Below are 14,788 nucleotides of genomic sequence, written 5' to 3' on the forward strand. Positions count from 1 at the left end.
GGGAGAGAAGATTATTTCGGAGCCGGTTCCGTCTTGCCGGCGAGGTACTGTTCCAGCCAATGGATGTGGTAGTCGCCGTTGATGATGTCGTCCTGGCGCACCAGATCGCGGAACAGCGGCAGGGTGGTCTCGATGCCTTCCACCACCATCTCGTCCAGCGCCCGGCGCAGCCGCATCAGGCATTCGGCGCGGGTCTTGCCGTGTACGATCAGCTTGCCGACCAGCGAGTCGTAATAGGGCGGGATCGTGTAGCCCTGATAGACGGCGGAATCGATCCGCACGCCGAGCCCGCCGGGCGGGTGATATTGCGTGATGCGGCCCGGCGAGGGCCGGAAGGTCTGCGGGTTCTCGGCGTTGATGCGGCATTCGATGGCATGGCCGATGATCTGAATCTCATTCTGCCTCGCCGGCAATTCGCCGCCGGCGGCGATGCGGATCTGCTCCAGCACGAGGTCGATGTCGGTGATGCTCTCGGTCACGGGATGCTCGACCTGGATGCGGGTGTTCATCTCGATGAAGTAGAACTCGCCGTCCTCGAACAGGAACTCGATGGTGCCGACGCCGAGATATTTCATCTCGCGCATCGCCTTGGCGCAGGTCTCGCCGATCTTCGCGCGGGCGGCCGCGGCCAGCACCGGCGAGGGGCCTTCCTCCCAGACCTTCTGGTGACGCCGTTGCAGCGAGCAGTCGCGTTCGCCGAGATGGATCGCGCCGCCGCGGCCGTCGCCGAGGATCTGGATCTCGATGTGGCGCGGTTTCTGGAGATATTTTTCGAGGTAGACCGACGCGTCGCCGAAGGCGGACTTGGCCTCGTTGGCGGCGGTCTGCAGCGCCACCGCCAGATCAGCCTCGCTTTGCGCGACCTTCATGCCGCGGCCGCCGCCGCCTGCCGCCGCCTTCACCAGCACGGGAAAGCCGATCTCCTTGGCGATCGCCATCGCGTCGTCCTCGGGGCCGACGCCGCCGTCGGAGCCGGGCACGACCGGAATGCCGAGGCGCTTCGCGGTCTTCTTGGCCTCGATCTTGTCGCCCATCAGGCGGATATGCTCGGCCTTGGGGCCGATGAAATGCAGATTGTGCTCGGCGAGGATTTCCGCGAAGCGCGCGTTCTCCGACAGGAAGCCGTAGCCGGGATGCACGGCATCGGCGCCCGTGATCTCGCACGCCGCCAGCAGCGCGGGCACGTTGAGGTAGCTGTCCTTGGAAGCCGGCGGCCCGATGCACACGCTCTCGTCCGACAGGCGTACATGCATGGCATCCGCGTCGGCGGTGGAGTGCACGGCGACGGTCGCGATCCCGAGCTCCTTGCAGGCTCTGAGGATGCGAAGGGCGATCTCGCCGCGATTGGCTATGAGGATCTTGTCGAACATGGTGTCCTTAAGGGACTGGCGCGCGGGACGCGGCGAGGGCGGAGGGCCACCCCAAGCCTTTGCTGAATGCCGTCACTCGATGATGACGAGCGGCTCGCCGTACTCGACCGGCTGGCCGTCCTCGACCAGGATCTGCGTCACCGTGCCGGCGCGCGGCGAGGGGATCTGGTTCATGGTCTTCATGGCTTCGATGATCAGCAGCGTCTGGCCGACCGAGACCTTGCTGCCGACCTCGATGAACGGCTTGGCACCGGGCTCCGGCGCCCAATAGGCGGTGCCCACCATCGGCGAGGTCACGGCGCCTGGATGCTTCGACAGGTCGGCTGCGGCAGCGGCCGGCGCGGCAGCCGCGGTTGCCGGCAGGGCGGCGGGAGCGGCTGCCATCTGCATCGGCATGGTCGCGGCGACGCTGACGTTGCGGGCGACGCGCAGGCGCACGCCGGCGCGTTCGATCTCGATCTCGGTGAGGCTGGTCTCATCGAGCAGCAAAGCGAGCTCGCGGACGAGCGCGGAATCCTCGCTGGAAAACTTTGCGGCTGCTTTGTCGTCTGGCTGGCGCGCCATGTTGTTTGATCCGAATGTTCTGTGTGAAGGGGAGCGTCAGGCTTGGGGCTTGATGCCGAGCTTGGCGGCAAGGCCCTGGATGGCGAGGCGGTAGCCCTCGATGCCGAAACCGCAGAGCGAGGCGAAGGCCGCGCGCGCGGTATAGGAGTGGTGACGAAAACTCTCGCGGGCGTGGATGTTGGTCACGTGCACTTCGACCGTCGGAATCTGCACCGCGAGCAGCGCGTCGTGCAGCGCGATCGAGGTGTGCGAATAGCCGCCGGCATTGATGATGATGCCCCTCATCTTGCGGGCGTGGGCCTCGTGGATGAAGTCGATCAGCTCGCCTTCGCGGTTGGACTGCCGGCAGTCGGCTTTGAGGCCGTACGTCGCGGCGGTATCCCGGCACAGCGCCTCGACGTCGGCCAGCGTCGCATGGCCATACTTCTCGGGTTCGCGCGTCCCCAGCATGTTGAGGTTCGGCCCGTTCAGAACGAGGATCGTGTCGGTTGCAGGTTCAGCCATTCCCATCCCGGAAGAGGTGCTTCAGCGTGGCGGGGGTTATAGGTAACAAAGCGTCCTAGGGGAAGCCTTGAAGGGCCTCCCGGAGACGTCGAGGCACCTCATCCGGGGTGCAAAAACCTGTGCGGAAGCCACGGAAATTGCTTGTTAACCAGTCGGAAGCATGGCTGTCGGAGCGGAACAGGCGAGCGGTCCGCCGATAGGCCGAAAGCCCCCGCCGATCTCTCGGCAGGGGCTCGTTGGGACGATCAGTCAGCGATGCGGCTTAGCCTTCGATGATGTACACGATCTCGCGCGTCTGCGGACGAACGATGACGTACTGGCCGTGCACGAAGATCACCTCGTAGCCGCGCCACTCCGGATAGATCTCGACAATCCGGGGCGGGAGCGGATGGAAACGAACGCTCGCCGGGATCGCCGTGCCGACCGCGATGTTGAAGTTGACGTTCGTGGTCTCTTCGATCTTGGTCGACTTGATCGCCGTTGAGATCTGGGTCCGCTTCTCGGGAGGCGGTGCTGAAGCGGTCGCGGACGCGGTGCCTGTGGTGGTCTGCGACTTGGTCTCGGCACCCTTGGTGGTCTCGGCGCCCTTGGTCTGAGCGTTCATGTTGCCGCTCTTGGTGTCGGTCTCCGTGCTCTTGGACTTGTCCATCTGGGACTTGTCCATCGTGCTCTTCGACTTGTCCTGCGCGGATTTGTCCTGCGCGCCCTGGGCGTGCTCAACCTTCGCCGCGCCGGCCTTCTCGTCAGCCGCGTTCTTGTGCATCGCGCCGGACTTTTCCATCCCGCCGGATTTCTCCATTGCGCCAGACGACTTCTCCTCGGCGGCCGCGCCGGGCTTCATGGTGCTGGCGCCGCCAGCCTGACCCACTGTGCCCTTCGTGCCCTTCTCGGGAGCCGCGGATTCCTTGCCCATCGAGCCGCGCTCGGCCGCGCCGCCCGACGGTTGCGAATGCTGCGTCGGCTGCGCGCCTGCGCCGCCGCCGCTGTCGCGGTTCATGGTGCCCTGTGCGTTCGCCAGACCGGTACCGGCGACGAGCGCGAGCGCGGCAACCGAGATCATAAAGCGGTTAGACATTGAATTTCTCCTCACGTGTTTCGTGTTTATTGCGTCATTGCCCGCGCCAACAACGAAAGGAGGTATCACTAGTTCCGGAACATCCAGGGTTCCGCGGCATTTGTTTATTGAACGCCAGATGAACGCGCGCGCCGCATCTGCGACACGTCCATGGTGGCAGCAGCGCAAAAAGAGCCAAAAGAAAAAGCCGGCTTTTCAGCCGGCCTTTGCTTCGTGCGTGATGCTGAAGTCAGGGGATCAGCAGGTCGCCTTGCCGCAGCGTGCGATACCGATCTTCTCCCTGAGACCGTCGACGCCGACGGCGCCGACCACGATCTGCTTGCCGATCACGTAGCTCGGCGTGCCGTTCATGCCCATCGCTTCGGCAAGCTTGAAGTTCTCCTCGATGGTGGCGCGCACCTCGGGGCTGGCGAGGTCCTTCTCGATTCTGGCGGTGTCGAGGCCGGCTTCCTTGGCCGCCTGAAGCGCGCGGGCCTTGTCGGCCGCGCCGCGGCCGCCGAGCAGCTTCTGGTGGAAGTCGAGATATTTCTTGCCGGTGGGATCCTGCATGCGCACGGCGACCGCGACCTGCGCGGCTTCGACCGAACCCTGGCTCAGCACCGGAAACTCCTTCAGCACCACCTTCAGCTTCGGGTCGGCCTTCATGAGGTCGAGCATGTCGCCCATCGCGCGCTTGCAGTAGCCGCAATTGTAGTCGAAGAACTCGACGAAGGTGACGTCGCCATCCTTGTTGCCGAGCACGACCTGGCGCGGCGAATTGAAGATCGCCTCGGAGTTCTGCGCGATGCTGGCCTCGTGCTTCTGCGTCTCGGCCGCGGCCTGGCGCTTGGTGAGCTCGGTCATCGCTTCCTCGAGCACCTCGGGATGGCTGACGAGGTAGTTCTTGATGATCGCTTCGATGTCGGTGCGCTGGGAATCGGAGAAGCTGTCGGCCGACGCGGGCGCGGCCACGCCGAACATGGCGAGCGCAAACAGCGCGGGAGCAAGCAGGCGCAGCGAAGGCATAGGCAAATCCTCTTATCCAAAGCAGGTTTCGGAAAACGTCCCGGCGGACTTGAAGCCCGGTGGCGTGACGTCGTGGTGTCGGGCGTCGTCTGGTCGATCTAGTTACGCGGCGGCCTAGTTACGCGGCGATTTGGTCGCCACGATGTCGTCGGCCTTGACCCATCCGGGCGTGCCGACGGCGAAACGGGTCTTCGCGCGCGTCGCAAGCTCGCGGGCGGTCTTGTTGTCGCCGCGCAGATAAGCGGCCTGGGCCGACGCCAGATCCGCCTCGGCATAGTCTCCCTTCCGGCCATAGGCCATCGCGAGCTGCATGAAGCCGAGCGGCGCCTCGGGCTCCCGCGCCACGGCGGCACGGAGAATCCTGATGGCGTCGTCCGTGTAGGCCTTATTATCGGTTCCAACCAGAGCCTGCCCAAGTAACATCTCGATGAGGGGCGCGTTGTTCGACAGCTGCACCGCCTTGCGCAGGGCCGGGATCGCCTCGGCCGGCTTGCCGCCTTCCAGCAAGGCCTGGCCGCGCACCTCGTAAAAATACGGATTGTTCGGCTGTACCTGGATCAGGGCGTCGATCTGGGCGAGCGCGCTGCGCAGATCGCCGTGCAGATAGGTGCTGATGGCGCGGGCATAGCGCGCCGGCATGCTGTCGTTGGTCTGCGGATAGCGCCGGTACACCGTCTCCTGCCGTTCCATGAAGGCGGAGATCTTGGCGCGCACCATGTCGTGGCGGAGCTGGAGCGCGGGATCGTCCTTCTTGTCCCAATACGGGCTGGTGCTGGCGAACTCCTGGAGCGCCGCGACGCGCTCGGCGGGCATCGGGTGCGACTGGAGATAGGGATCGGCGCCGCGTGCCGCGAACAGGCTCTCGCTGGTGAAGCGCTTGAAGGTCTCGTACATGCCTTTCGGCGACTGGTGGGTCGCAGTCAGGAATTTCACGCCGGCGCGGTCGGCGTTCTCCTCCTGCTGGCGCTGGTATGACAGCAGCGAGCGGCGGATCATCTCCTGCGGGCCGGCGATCGCGGCCGCACCGGCATTGGCGAGCCCGTTGTTGCCGGCGCCGCGTGTGGTGCCGGCGACCATCGCACCCGCACCCAGCAGCATGGCAATGATCATCTGGGTCTGGGCGTTGGCGAGCTGCTCGCGCAGCTTGGACAGATGGCCGCCGGCCAGATGTCCGGTCTCGTGCGCGAGCACGCCGATGATCTGGTTCGGGGTCTCCGACTGGAGGATCGCGCCGTAATTGACGAAGATACGGCGGCCATCGGCGACGAACGCATTGAAGTTGCCGTCGTTGAGGATCACCATCTGGATGTTCTGCTTCTCCAGACCGGCCGCGCGCAGGATCGGGCGCGTGTATTCGCGCAGCAGCTGCTCGGTCTCGGTGTCGCGCAGCACCGGCAGCCCGTTCTGCTGCGCCTGCGCCGCCGGGAACGGCAGTATCGCGATCGCAGCCGCCGTGACGAGGGCGGTGAGAGCGGTGGCCTTCTTGCGCAATGTGATCTGGAGCAACATCAAGCGGTCTGGGTCAAACGGGCTTGGCATACGGTCTTGGCAAGCAGTCTTGGTCGAGAGCAGTTTGTGGATTGGTTTTGGCGATTGGCGGCGGACCGGATACGCGATATGCCCTTGTGAGCCGTCCCCCTTATGAGCCGTACAATGCGGCCAGTCTGGGGCGCAAGCGCCCCGTTTCCCGGACCGGACGGACCGGTCCGCCAGCGAATTAGCAGAAACCGATGCACGATGCGACATTGAGGAACCGGTTGGGGCAGTGGCTCGAGCCCTCCCGCCGCAGCGACGTTCCCCCGTTCATGGTGATGGACGTCATGGCCGCCGCGGCCCGAATCGAGGCGGCCGGCGGCCATGTCATCCACATGGAGGTCGGCCAGCCCGCCGCCGGCGCGCCGAAAACGGCGATCGCGGCCGCCCGTGCGGCGCTGGAGGCCGGGCGGATCGATTATACCTCCGCGCTCGGCATCCCGAGCCTGCGCGAGCGGATCGCACGCCACTATCGCGATGCGTATGGCTGTGACGTCAGCCCGGAACGGATCGTGGTGACCACCGGCTCCTCCGGCGGGTTCATCCTGGCCTTCCTGTCGATGTTCGAACCCGGCGACCGCGTCGCCGTGACGGTGCCGGGCTATCCGCCATACCGTCATATCCTCACCGCGCTCGGCTGCGAGCCGGTGCTGATCGAGACCACCAACGAGACGCGCCATGCGCTCACCGGCGAAGCGCTGCTGGCGGCCCATCGCAAGGCGCCGCTCAAGGGCGTGCTGGTCGGCAGCCCCGCCAATCCGACGGGGACGATGATGTCCCGCGAGGCGCTCGCGGGCCTCATCGCGGCGGCGGAAGATGCCGGCATCCGCTTCATCTCGGACGAGATCTACCACGGCCTCGACTACGCGTTTCCCGCGGTGACGGCGGCGGCGCTGTCGGACCGCGCGCTCGTGATCAATTCGTTCTCGAAGTATTTCTGCATGACGGGGTGGCGCGTCGGCTGGATGGTGGTGCCTGATGTGCTGGTGCGGCCGATCGAGCGCCTGCAGCAGAACCTGTCGATCTCGGTGCCGTCGCTGTCGCAGATCGCAGCAGAGGCTGCCTTCGACGGTGCGGCCGAGATGGAGGAGATCAAGCACGGCTATCAGGAAAACCGGCGCATCCTGATCAAGGGATTGCCCAAGGCAGGCCTCAGCAAGTTTCTGCCGGCCGACGGCGCCTTCTATCTCTATGCCGACGTCTCCGACTTCACCTCCGACAGTTTCGAGTTCGCCAAGCAGATGCTGGAGCAGGCACACGTTGCGGCGACACCGGGCGTCGATTTCGATCCCGTCCATGGCCGTTCCTTCATACGGTTCTCTTATGCGCGTTCGGCCGCGGAGATGCGGGAAGCAGTTGACCGGATCGCTCACTGGCTTAAATAGCCGCCAGTTTTCGACAGCCGTTTCGAAAACAGCCTTGTTTCGAAAACAGCCTTGCGGAGTTCAACTTGTCTGACCGTTCCCTCGCGCCCACTGCTGCGCCGCATTCTCCTCTTGCCGCCTTGATGTGGCCCGCCCGGCCGGGTGAAACCGTCGGCGCCTTGCGCGCCATCGTGCTGATTGCGCTCGGCACCGCCTTGATGGCGCTGTCAGCCAAGGTGAACCTGCCGCTGCCTTACGTGCCCATGACATTGCAGACGCTGGTCGTGCTGATGATCGGCGCGGCGTATGGCTGGCGCCTTGGCAGCGCAACCATGATCGCCTACCTCGCCGAGGGCGCGATGGGCCTGCCGGTGTTCGCCGGTCCCGTGGGCGGAATTGCACCGCTGGTCGGCCCGACCGCGGGCTACCTGTTCGGCTTCATCGGCGCCGCCTTTGTCACCGGCTGGCTCGCCGAGCGCGGCTGGGATCGCAGCGTAGTGCTGCTGTTTGCGGCCATGGCGGCCGGCCACATCCTCATTCTGGCCGCGGGCTTCGGCTGGCTGGCCTGCGGCGTTGGCCTTGGCGCTGCGAAGGCGTGGCAGGTCGGCCTTGCGCCGTTCATTGCGGCCTCGCTGGTCAAGAACGCGCTGGGCGCGACGCTGATGCCGGCGGCACGCCGGATCGTCGATCGCAGCTAAAGCGCGCAATGAAGAGCAGTTCCAATTGACAGGGCCGGCCAAGTTGATCTTGGCTGGCCCGGCGTTTTGAGGGGGAGTGAAACAATGACAACGACAACGATGGCGGGGGCGCCGGTCGCGCCGGCTGCCGCCAAGCCGTGGTACAAGGTTCTCTACGTCCAGGTGCTGATCGCCATCATGCTCGGCGCCATCGTCGGCTGGCTCTGGCCGACGGTTGCCACCAACGACTGGATCAAGGCGCTCGGCGACGGGTTCATCAAGCTGATCAAGATGGTGATCGCCCCGATCATCTTCTGCACCGTCGTCTCGGGCATCGCCCACATCCAGGACGCCAAGAAGGTCGGGCGCATCGGCGTCAAGGCGCTGGTCTATTTCGAGGTCGTCTCGACCTTCGCGCTGTTGATCGGCCTAGTCATCGGCAATGTGGTGAAGCCGGGCGCAGGCTTCGGCAATGCGGCGGCAAACGAGGCGGCCGTTGCGAATTACGCCAAGCAGGCTGCCGGTCAGAAGTCGGTCGACTTCGTGCTGCACATCATTCCGGATACCGTGGTCGGCGCCTTTGCCCAAGGCGAGATCCTGCAAGTGCTGCTGTTCTCGGTGCTGTTCGGCTTCGCGATCATGAGTCTCGGCGAGCGCGGCCACACGATCCGCTCGTTCATCGATGATGCCGCGCATGCGGTGTTCGGCGTCATCTCCATCGTGATGCGCGCGGCGCCGATCGGCGCGTTCGGCGCGATGGCCTTCACCATCGGCAAGTTCGGCACCGGAGCGATCCTCAATTTGATCGGGCTGATCGCGACGTTCTACGTCACGGCCGCGCTGTTCGTGTTCGTCGTGCTCGGCATCATCGCGCGGCTTGCCGGATTCTCGATCTTTCGTTTCCTCGCCTACATCAAGGACGAACTCCTGATCGTGCTCGGCACCTCGTCCTCGGAAAGCGCGCTGCCGTCCCTGATGGAGAAGCTGGAACGGCTCGGCTGCTCCAAGTCGGTGGTCGGCCTCGTGGTGCCCACGGGCTACTCGTTCAATCTGGACGGTACCAACATCTACATGACGCTGGCGACGCTGTTCATCGCGCAGGCACTCGGCTTCGATCTCTCCTTCGGTCAGCAGCTCACGATCCTGGTCGTGGCGATGCTGACGTCGAAGGGGGCCTCGGGCATTACGGGAGCGGGCTTCATCACGCTCGCCGCGACTCTCGCCGTGGTCGATCCGCGCCTCGTGCCGGGCATGGCGATCGTGCTCGGCATCGACAAGTTCATGAGCGAGTGCCGTGCGCTGACCAATCTCTGCGGCAACGGCGTCGCGTGCGTGATCGTCGCCTGGTGGGAGGGTGAGCTCGACCGCGACAAGCTCAACGCCAACCTCTCCAAGCAGATCGACCCGACGGACATGGAAACGGCGATCACGACGGACTGATCTGTCAATTGACTGCGGCGGCGCAAAGCGCCGTCAGGTCCTGAAGTAACAGGGCTGGTCGAGATCCTCGATCAGCCCTTTTTCTTGCGGCGCCCAGTCGAGCAAGGCGCGCGTCTTTGCGCTCGATGCCGGAACGTCGACGCCGGCGAACTGCGCGAACCAGCCGAAATGCGCGGGTGCTTCATCCACCGACTTCGAGACCACGGGCACGCCGAGCCGCCGGCCGATCATCTCCGCAATCGCCTTGAACGGCACGCCTTCCTCGGCGATCGCATGATACTGCCTTGCGGTCGCGCCTTGTTCCGACACGCGCGGAAAGTGGTGCGCCGCGTCGTCGTCCTCGGTGGCGCGCCGTCCGGGCGCGAGCAGGGCGACGCCGGAGGTGACGATGAGCGGGCGGTCGGGTCCCCTGAGCGCCTCGCCGATGGCCAGGATTGCGCGGCGGTCCAGCTCGCAATTGTCCAGAAATTAATTCGAGCTTCAATGTCGAGGGCCGCTCCGATCTCAGCATGATCGTCTACAACCCGGCGACGCCCGAGGATGCCGCGCGGATCAAAAAACTGCTTCGCCGCGCCAACCGACTGACGGAATTCGCGCCCTCGTGCGTTTAACCCGCATCTGACGTTGAAGGGGCGGGGCATCGTGGGCAAGGCGAGGGTCGATCAGATTGTGCTGCAGGCGGCAGAGCATTTTGCGGCAGGTCGCCATGACCAGGCCGACGCGCTCTGTGCGGAGGTGCTGAGGGCGGAGCCGGATCACGTGCCGGCGCTGCATCTTGCCGCGGTCGCGGCTTTCGTCACCGACCGCGCAGCCGACGGTGCCGCGCTGCTTGGCCGCGTGTTCAACATCGATCCGGAGCACGCGCCGGCCCTCGTCACGCTTGGCGACGCGCTCGCGGTGAAGGGCGAGCGCGAGGGCGCGGTGGCGGCGTTCCGGCGCGCGCTGGTCCGGAGGCCGGACGATGCGGGCCTGCACAACAAGCTCGGCGTGGCGCTCGGCGAGCTCGCGCGCTTCGACGAGGCGGAACTTGCCTATCGCCGCGCGCTCGCGCTCGACGCGCATCTGACCCGCGCCTGTTTCAATCTTGCGGTGGTGCTCGCGGAGCAGGGGCGGCTGACTGAAGCCGAGGAGGCTTATCGCGCGGTCATCGCGCGGGAGCCGGCCTATCGCGGCGCCTGGCTCAATCTCGGCAACCTCCTCATGGACCAGCTGAAGCTCGGCGAGGCGGAGGTCGCCTATCGCCGCGCACTCGACGGCGATCCCGACGATCCCGGGGTGCTCTGCAATCTCGGCGCCGTGCTCTATCGGCAAGGCTTGCTCGAAGATGCCATCGTCCAGTACCGCCGCGCCATCGCGCTCATACCGGACAATGCTCCGGCGCTGCGCCTGCTGGGTCTCGTCCTGCACGAAGCCGGTCACTTGCCCGAGGCCGCCGGTGCTTACAGGCAGACCGTCGCGCGCGATCCGTCGGATCATGTGATCGCAAGCAATCTCGGCGCCTGTCTGACCGAGCTCGGCGCGCTGAACGAGGCGGTTGCCGCTTGCGAGCAGGCGCTGCTGCTCAAGCCCGATCACGCCGCGGCCTGGACCAATCTCGGCATCATCTTCGAGAAGCAGGAACGCGTGGAGCGTGCAATCGCCGCGCATCGCTGCGCGGTCGTGGCCGATCCCGCCTATGCCAAGGGCCACGCCAATCTCGCGGTCGCGCTGCGCAATGCCGGCGAGATCGACGCCGCGCTCGCCGCCTCGCATCGCGCGATCGCGCTCGATCCGGAGCAGCCGCTCGCGCAGTACAACCACGCGCATTTCCTGCTGATGAACGGTGAGTTCGCCGACGGGTTCGAAGCCTATCGGTGGCGGCGCAAATGCAAGACGCTGTCGGATGGCGATCCCTCGTTCACCGAGCCGGAATGGCAGGGCGAGACTCTGGACGGCCGCACCTTGCTGCTGTTCGCCGAATACGGACTCGGCGATGCCCTGCATTTCGTGCGCTATGTGCCGATGGCGGCGGCGAGGGGCGGCAGGATCGTCCTGCAGGTGCAGCTCGCCCTGGCCTCGCTGTTGAGGCAACTGCCCGACGTCGCCGTGATTCCGCGCGGCGAGAAGCTGCCGCCGTTCGATCTGCAATTGCCGCTGATGAGCTTGACGCGGGTTTTTGGCACCACGCTCGACAATATTCCAGCGGCCGTGCCGTATCTGCAGCCGGATCCCGAAAGACTCTTGCGCTGGCGGGCCGCACTGGGGCGCGAGAGGCGGCTCAAGGTCGGGGTGGTCTGGGCCGGCAATGCCAAACACAAGGGCGACCAGCAGCGCTCGCTGTCGGCGAAGGCCGTGCTGCCCCGTCTCGTGATGCCCGGAGTGCAGCTCTACAGCCTGCAAAAGGAGCCGCGCGCCGGGGATGGCGAGGTGCTGGCGGCGCTCGGCAAGGACATCATCGATCTTGCGCCGGCGCTCGGCGATTTCGCTGATACCGCGGCAGCCGTGGCCGCACTCGATCTCGTCGTCGCGGTCGACACGTCGGTTGCCCATCTCGCCGGTGCGCTCGGCCGTCCGGTGTGGATGCTCACGCCTTACGCACTGGACTGGCGCTGGCTGCGCGAGCGCGAGGACAGTCCGTGGTATCCGACCATGCGGCTGTTCCGCCAGCGCGCCCCGCGCGAATGGGACGACCCGCTGCTGCGCCTGTCGGCCGCGCTCGCGCTGCTCGCCGCGAGTGCCGAAGGCTAGAAACGCTCCGGCCGGTATGGCGCCGGGTCGATCGCAGGCGTCTCGCCGCTCATCATTTCGGCGAGCAGGCGGCCGGTCGCGGGTCCCAGCGTAAAACCCTGGTGGCCGTGGCCGAAGTTCATCCAGAGACCCGGATGGCGCGGGGCGGCGCCGAGCACCGGCAGCATGTCGGGCGTGCAGGGGCGGGTGCCGAACCATGGGGCGGGCTCGACGCGCTTGCCGAGGTCGATCAGCTCGCGCGCGGAGGCTTCCGCGCTGGCGAGTTGCACCGGCGTGGCGAGCGCGTCCATGCCGGTCAATTCCGCGCCGGTGGTGATGCGGATTCCCTTCGCCATCGGTCCCATGGCGTAACCGCCGGCCTTGTCGACCAGCGGCAGATCGAGCGACGCGCCGCCGGCGTAATGCATGTGGTAGCCGCGCTTGCGCACCAGCGGAATGCGATAGCCGAATTTGTGCAGCAGATCGGGCGACCACGGTCCGAGCGTCACGACGGCATGCGGGGCGTCGATACGTCCCGTGTCGGTGGCGACCGACCAGCCGGTCGCCGTCTGCTGCAAGCTCTGGGCATCGCCAAGCACGATGGTGCCGCCGAGGCGCTCGAACAGCTCGGCATAGGCCGTGACCAGCGCGCCGGGATCGGACACGGTCCAGGTGTCGAGCCAATGGATCGCACCGGGCAGGTCGTCGCGAAGGATCGGTTCGGCTTTGGCGAGCTCGGCCCCCGACAGCGCGCGAAACCTGACGCCGAATTCGCGCTGGTCTTCATCCGCAGCCTTGACGGCGAGATCGAAGGAAGCTGCGTCGCGATGCAGATGCCGGTAGCCCGCGCGGCGGATCAGATTGTCGGCATGGGCCTCGCGAATGAGGATGTCGTGCTCGGCCGTCGCGTAGGCGATCAGCCGCGCCCAGGCGTCGATCGCCTCGCGATGCCGCTTCGGCGCCGAATGCCACCAGTAGCGGAGCAGGGGCTCGATATGGAGATGAAGCGACGACAGGCTGTAACGCACGTCGTTGGTGCGGCCGGTCGCGATCTTCAGGAGCGTGGCGATGTCGCGCGGCATCGGATAGGGGCGGACCGCCTCCGCCTGGATCATCCCGGCATTGCCGTAGCTGGTCTCGCGGCCCGGCTCCCTGCGGTCGACCAGCGTCACGGACCAGCCGCGCTGCTGGAGGTGCAGCGCCGCGCTCACGCCGATCATGCCGCCGCCGAGAACGATCGCGCTTTGCATCGGCAGAATTCTCCTGTCAGGCCGGCTGCGGGGCGAGCTTCGGCTGCGCCGTGTTGATGGTTGCGGCGACCACGACGGACAACGCCGTCATCGCCACGAGGAAGCCGAAGGCGGCATCGAACGATCCGGTGCCGGTCACGATGAAGCCGATGGCGACGGGTGCGACGAAGCCCGCGCTCTGGCCGCCGAGATTGACCATGCCGATCCCCGATCCGATCTGGTCGTCGCGGAGCAGCTTGGTCGGAAGCGCGATCACCGAGGCCAGCACGAAAGACTTGAAGAAGTACACCAGCGACTGGAACACGATCAGCATCGTGATCGTCTCCGCCTTGTACATGGCGTAGAGGAAGATGCCGGTCAATGCGGAGCTGCCGATCAGCAGATATTTTTCGCGCTCGGCAAAGAACGTCGTCATCACCCAGCCGCCGCTCGCGGTCGCGATCGTCGCCATCACGAACGGGATCGGCGCCACCACGCCGACGGTCTTGAGGTCGAGCCCGCGCTGCTGGAGCAAATAGAGCGGCATCCAGGAATCCAGCCCCTTGTTGACGCAGCTGAGACCGAACCACACCACCATCAGCTGCCACAGCAGCGGATTCTTCATGAGTTCGCGCATCGGCGCACGGTTCTCGGCCTTCGTCGATGTGTCCTTGTCGCTCGCGTCCGGACGTCCCAGATAGGGGACGAAGACGAAATAGACCACCGCGAAGACGATGCCGGCAATGCCGATCGCGTTGAAGGCATGGCGCCAGCCGAGCGCGAGGATCAGCGGCGCCATGATCAGCGGCGCGACCATGCTGCCGGCATAGTTGGAAGACAGCAGCAGTGCCGACATCTTCGGCCGGCTGTCCTTCTTGAAGACTTCCGCGATGGCGCGGATGCTCGCCGGCGGGAAGCCGCCCTCGGCGATGCCGAAGATGAAGCGGATCGCGATCAGCGAGGTGAGCGACCAGGCAAGACTCGTGAACGCCGTGAACAGCGACCACATCACGATGGTGATGATCACCACATATTTCGATCCGAAGCGGTCGGAGAGCCATCCGCCCGGCACCTGCATCGCGGCGTAACCGAGGAAGAACGCGCTGATGACGATGCCGAGATCCGCGGCCTGGAGGTTGAAGTCCTTGCCGATCTGCGCCAGCGCCAGCGAGATCGCCGCGCGGTCGACATAGGAGATGCAGTAGGCGATGTAGAGCAGGACGAATGCGACGACGCTGGTCTTCCTCGGCAGTTCCGTCATGCTCGTCTCCGTTGCGCCGGCGCTGCAGCCGGGGCTGGTTTCGGGTCATTCCCAGGTTCT

Annotated in this window: 12 protein-coding genes and 1 pseudogene; 4 read left to right on the forward strand and 9 right to left on the reverse strand. The window is 65.8% G+C overall.

Features of this window, described 5'->3' with window-relative positions; translation table 11 throughout:
- Window positions 1-11: 11 nt before the first annotated feature.
- From accC to JQ572_RS25550, 6 genes are all read right to left on the reverse strand, one after another.
- On the reverse strand, window positions 12-1,370 hold the full coding sequence (gene accC / locus JQ572_RS25525; RefSeq protein WP_211385581.1) for an acetyl-CoA carboxylase biotin carboxylase subunit: 1,359 nt from the start codon (window positions 1,368-1,370) through the stop codon (window positions 12-14).
- 72 nt (window positions 1,371-1,442) lie between these two features.
- Window positions 1,443-1,934 (reverse strand): acetyl-CoA carboxylase biotin carboxyl carrier protein, encoded by a 492-nt coding sequence (accB, locus tag JQ572_RS25530; RefSeq protein WP_211385582.1) that lies wholly within the window; start codon window positions 1,932-1,934, stop codon window positions 1,443-1,445.
- 36 nt (window positions 1,935-1,970) lie between these two features.
- Complete coding sequence (gene aroQ / locus JQ572_RS25535; RefSeq protein ID WP_211385583.1) at window positions 1,971-2,438, reverse strand: type II 3-dehydroquinate dehydratase; 468 nt, start codon at window positions 2,436-2,438, stop codon at window positions 1,971-1,973.
- Window positions 2,439-2,700: 262 nt separating this feature from the next.
- Entirely contained in the window at window positions 2,701-3,513 is an 813-nt protein-coding gene (locus JQ572_RS25540) for a DUF1236 domain-containing protein (protein ID WP_211385584.1), read from the reverse strand.
- A gap of 237 nt (window positions 3,514-3,750) precedes the next feature.
- The gene (locus JQ572_RS25545; protein ID WP_211385585.1) at window positions 3,751-4,518 is read right to left on the reverse strand and encodes a DsbA family protein; all 768 of its coding nucleotides are present in this window, start codon (window positions 4,516-4,518) and stop codon (window positions 3,751-3,753) included.
- A 114-nt stretch (window positions 4,519-4,632) separates the two neighbouring features.
- The gene (locus JQ572_RS25550) at window positions 4,633-6,027 is read right to left on the reverse strand and encodes a M48 family metalloprotease (protein ID WP_211385586.1); all 1,395 of its coding nucleotides are present in this window, start codon (window positions 6,025-6,027) and stop codon (window positions 4,633-4,635) included.
- A gap of 221 nt (window positions 6,028-6,248) precedes the next feature.
- Here JQ572_RS25550 and JQ572_RS25555 point away from each other — a divergent pair, with 221 nt between their 5' ends.
- From JQ572_RS25555 to JQ572_RS25565, 3 genes are all read left to right on the forward strand, one after another.
- The gene (locus JQ572_RS25555) at window positions 6,249-7,436 is read left to right on the forward strand and encodes a pyridoxal phosphate-dependent aminotransferase (RefSeq protein ID WP_211385587.1); all 1,188 of its coding nucleotides are present in this window, start codon (window positions 6,249-6,251) and stop codon (window positions 7,434-7,436) included.
- Window positions 7,437-7,558: 122 nt separating this feature from the next.
- Window positions 7,559-8,113, forward strand: a complete 555-nt coding sequence (locus JQ572_RS25560) for a biotin transporter BioY (RefSeq protein ID WP_211385814.1) — start codon at window positions 7,559-7,561, stop codon at window positions 8,111-8,113.
- Between the two features lie 84 nt (window positions 8,114-8,197).
- Window positions 8,198-9,532, forward strand: a complete 1,335-nt coding sequence (locus tag JQ572_RS25565; protein ID WP_211385588.1) for a dicarboxylate/amino acid:cation symporter — start codon at window positions 8,198-8,200, stop codon at window positions 9,530-9,532.
- A 33-nt stretch (window positions 9,533-9,565) separates the two neighbouring features.
- Here JQ572_RS25565 and JQ572_RS25570 read toward each other — a convergent pair.
- Window positions 9,566-10,000, reverse strand: a pseudogene (locus JQ572_RS25570) (Rossmann-fold NAD(P)-binding domain-containing protein); the annotation flags it as partial.
- Window positions 10,001-10,174: 174 nt separating this feature from the next.
- On the opposite strand from JQ572_RS25570, the gene JQ572_RS25575 reads away from it, so the two are divergent.
- Window positions 10,175-12,259, forward strand: coding sequence for a tetratricopeptide repeat protein (locus tag JQ572_RS25575; RefSeq protein ID WP_211385589.1), 2,085 nt, complete (start codon window positions 10,175-10,177; stop codon window positions 12,257-12,259).
- Here the strand turns inward: JQ572_RS25575 and JQ572_RS25580 are convergent.
- Both JQ572_RS25580 and JQ572_RS25585 read right to left on the reverse strand, forming a co-directional pair.
- Window positions 12,256-13,488 (reverse strand): NAD(P)/FAD-dependent oxidoreductase, encoded by a 1,233-nt coding sequence (locus JQ572_RS25580; RefSeq protein WP_211385590.1) that lies wholly within the window; start codon window positions 13,486-13,488, stop codon window positions 12,256-12,258. The two genes, JQ572_RS25575 and JQ572_RS25580, sit on opposite strands and share 4 nt — an antisense overlap.
- A gap of 16 nt (window positions 13,489-13,504) precedes the next feature.
- A complete protein-coding gene (locus JQ572_RS25585) occupies window positions 13,505-14,728 on the reverse strand; it encodes an MFS transporter (protein WP_211385591.1) in 1,224 nt (407 codons plus the stop codon).
- Window positions 14,729-14,788: the final 60 nt, after the last annotated feature.

The organism is Bradyrhizobium sp. SZCCT0153 (assembly GCF_018129995.1).
In the GTDB taxonomy this organism is placed as follows: domain Bacteria; phylum Pseudomonadota; class Alphaproteobacteria; order Rhizobiales; family Xanthobacteraceae; genus Bradyrhizobium; species Bradyrhizobium japonicum_G.

Excerpts from the sequence above, each read along its gene's own strand:
- JQ572_RS25565 (WP_211385588.1), top strand. The coding sequence starts at position 8,198 with ATGACAACGACAACGATGGCGGGGGCGCCGGTCGCGCCGGCTGCCGCC.
- JQ572_RS25560 (WP_211385814.1), top strand. The coding sequence starts at position 7,559 with ATGTGGCCCGCCCGGCCGGGTGAAACCGTCGGCGCCTTGCGCGCCATC.
- accC (WP_211385581.1), bottom strand. The coding sequence starts at position 1,370 with ATGTTCGACAAGATCCTCATAGCCAATCGCGGCGAGATCGCCCTTCGC.
- JQ572_RS25555 (WP_211385587.1), top strand. The coding sequence starts at position 6,249 with ATGCACGATGCGACATTGAGGAACCGGTTGGGGCAGTGGCTCGAGCCC.
- JQ572_RS25545 (WP_211385585.1), bottom strand. The coding sequence starts at position 4,518 with ATGCCTTCGCTGCGCCTGCTTGCTCCCGCGCTGTTTGCGCTCGCCATG.
- JQ572_RS25540 (WP_211385584.1), bottom strand. The coding sequence starts at position 3,513 with ATGTCTAACCGCTTTATGATCTCGGTTGCCGCGCTCGCGCTCGTCGCC.
- JQ572_RS25550 (WP_211385586.1), bottom strand. The coding sequence starts at position 6,027 with ATGTTGCTCCAGATCACATTGCGCAAGAAGGCCACCGCTCTCACCGCC.
- JQ572_RS25580 (WP_211385590.1), bottom strand. The coding sequence starts at position 13,488 with ATGCAAAGCGCGATCGTTCTCGGCGGCGGCATGATCGGCGTGAGCGCG.
- aroQ (WP_211385583.1), bottom strand. The coding sequence starts at position 2,438 with ATGGCTGAACCTGCAACCGACACGATCCTCGTTCTGAACGGGCCGAAC.
- JQ572_RS25585 (WP_211385591.1), bottom strand. The coding sequence starts at position 14,728 with ATGACGGAACTGCCGAGGAAGACCAGCGTCGTCGCATTCGTCCTGCTC.
- accB (WP_211385582.1), bottom strand. The coding sequence starts at position 1,934 with ATGGCGCGCCAGCCAGACGACAAAGCAGCCGCAAAGTTTTCCAGCGAG.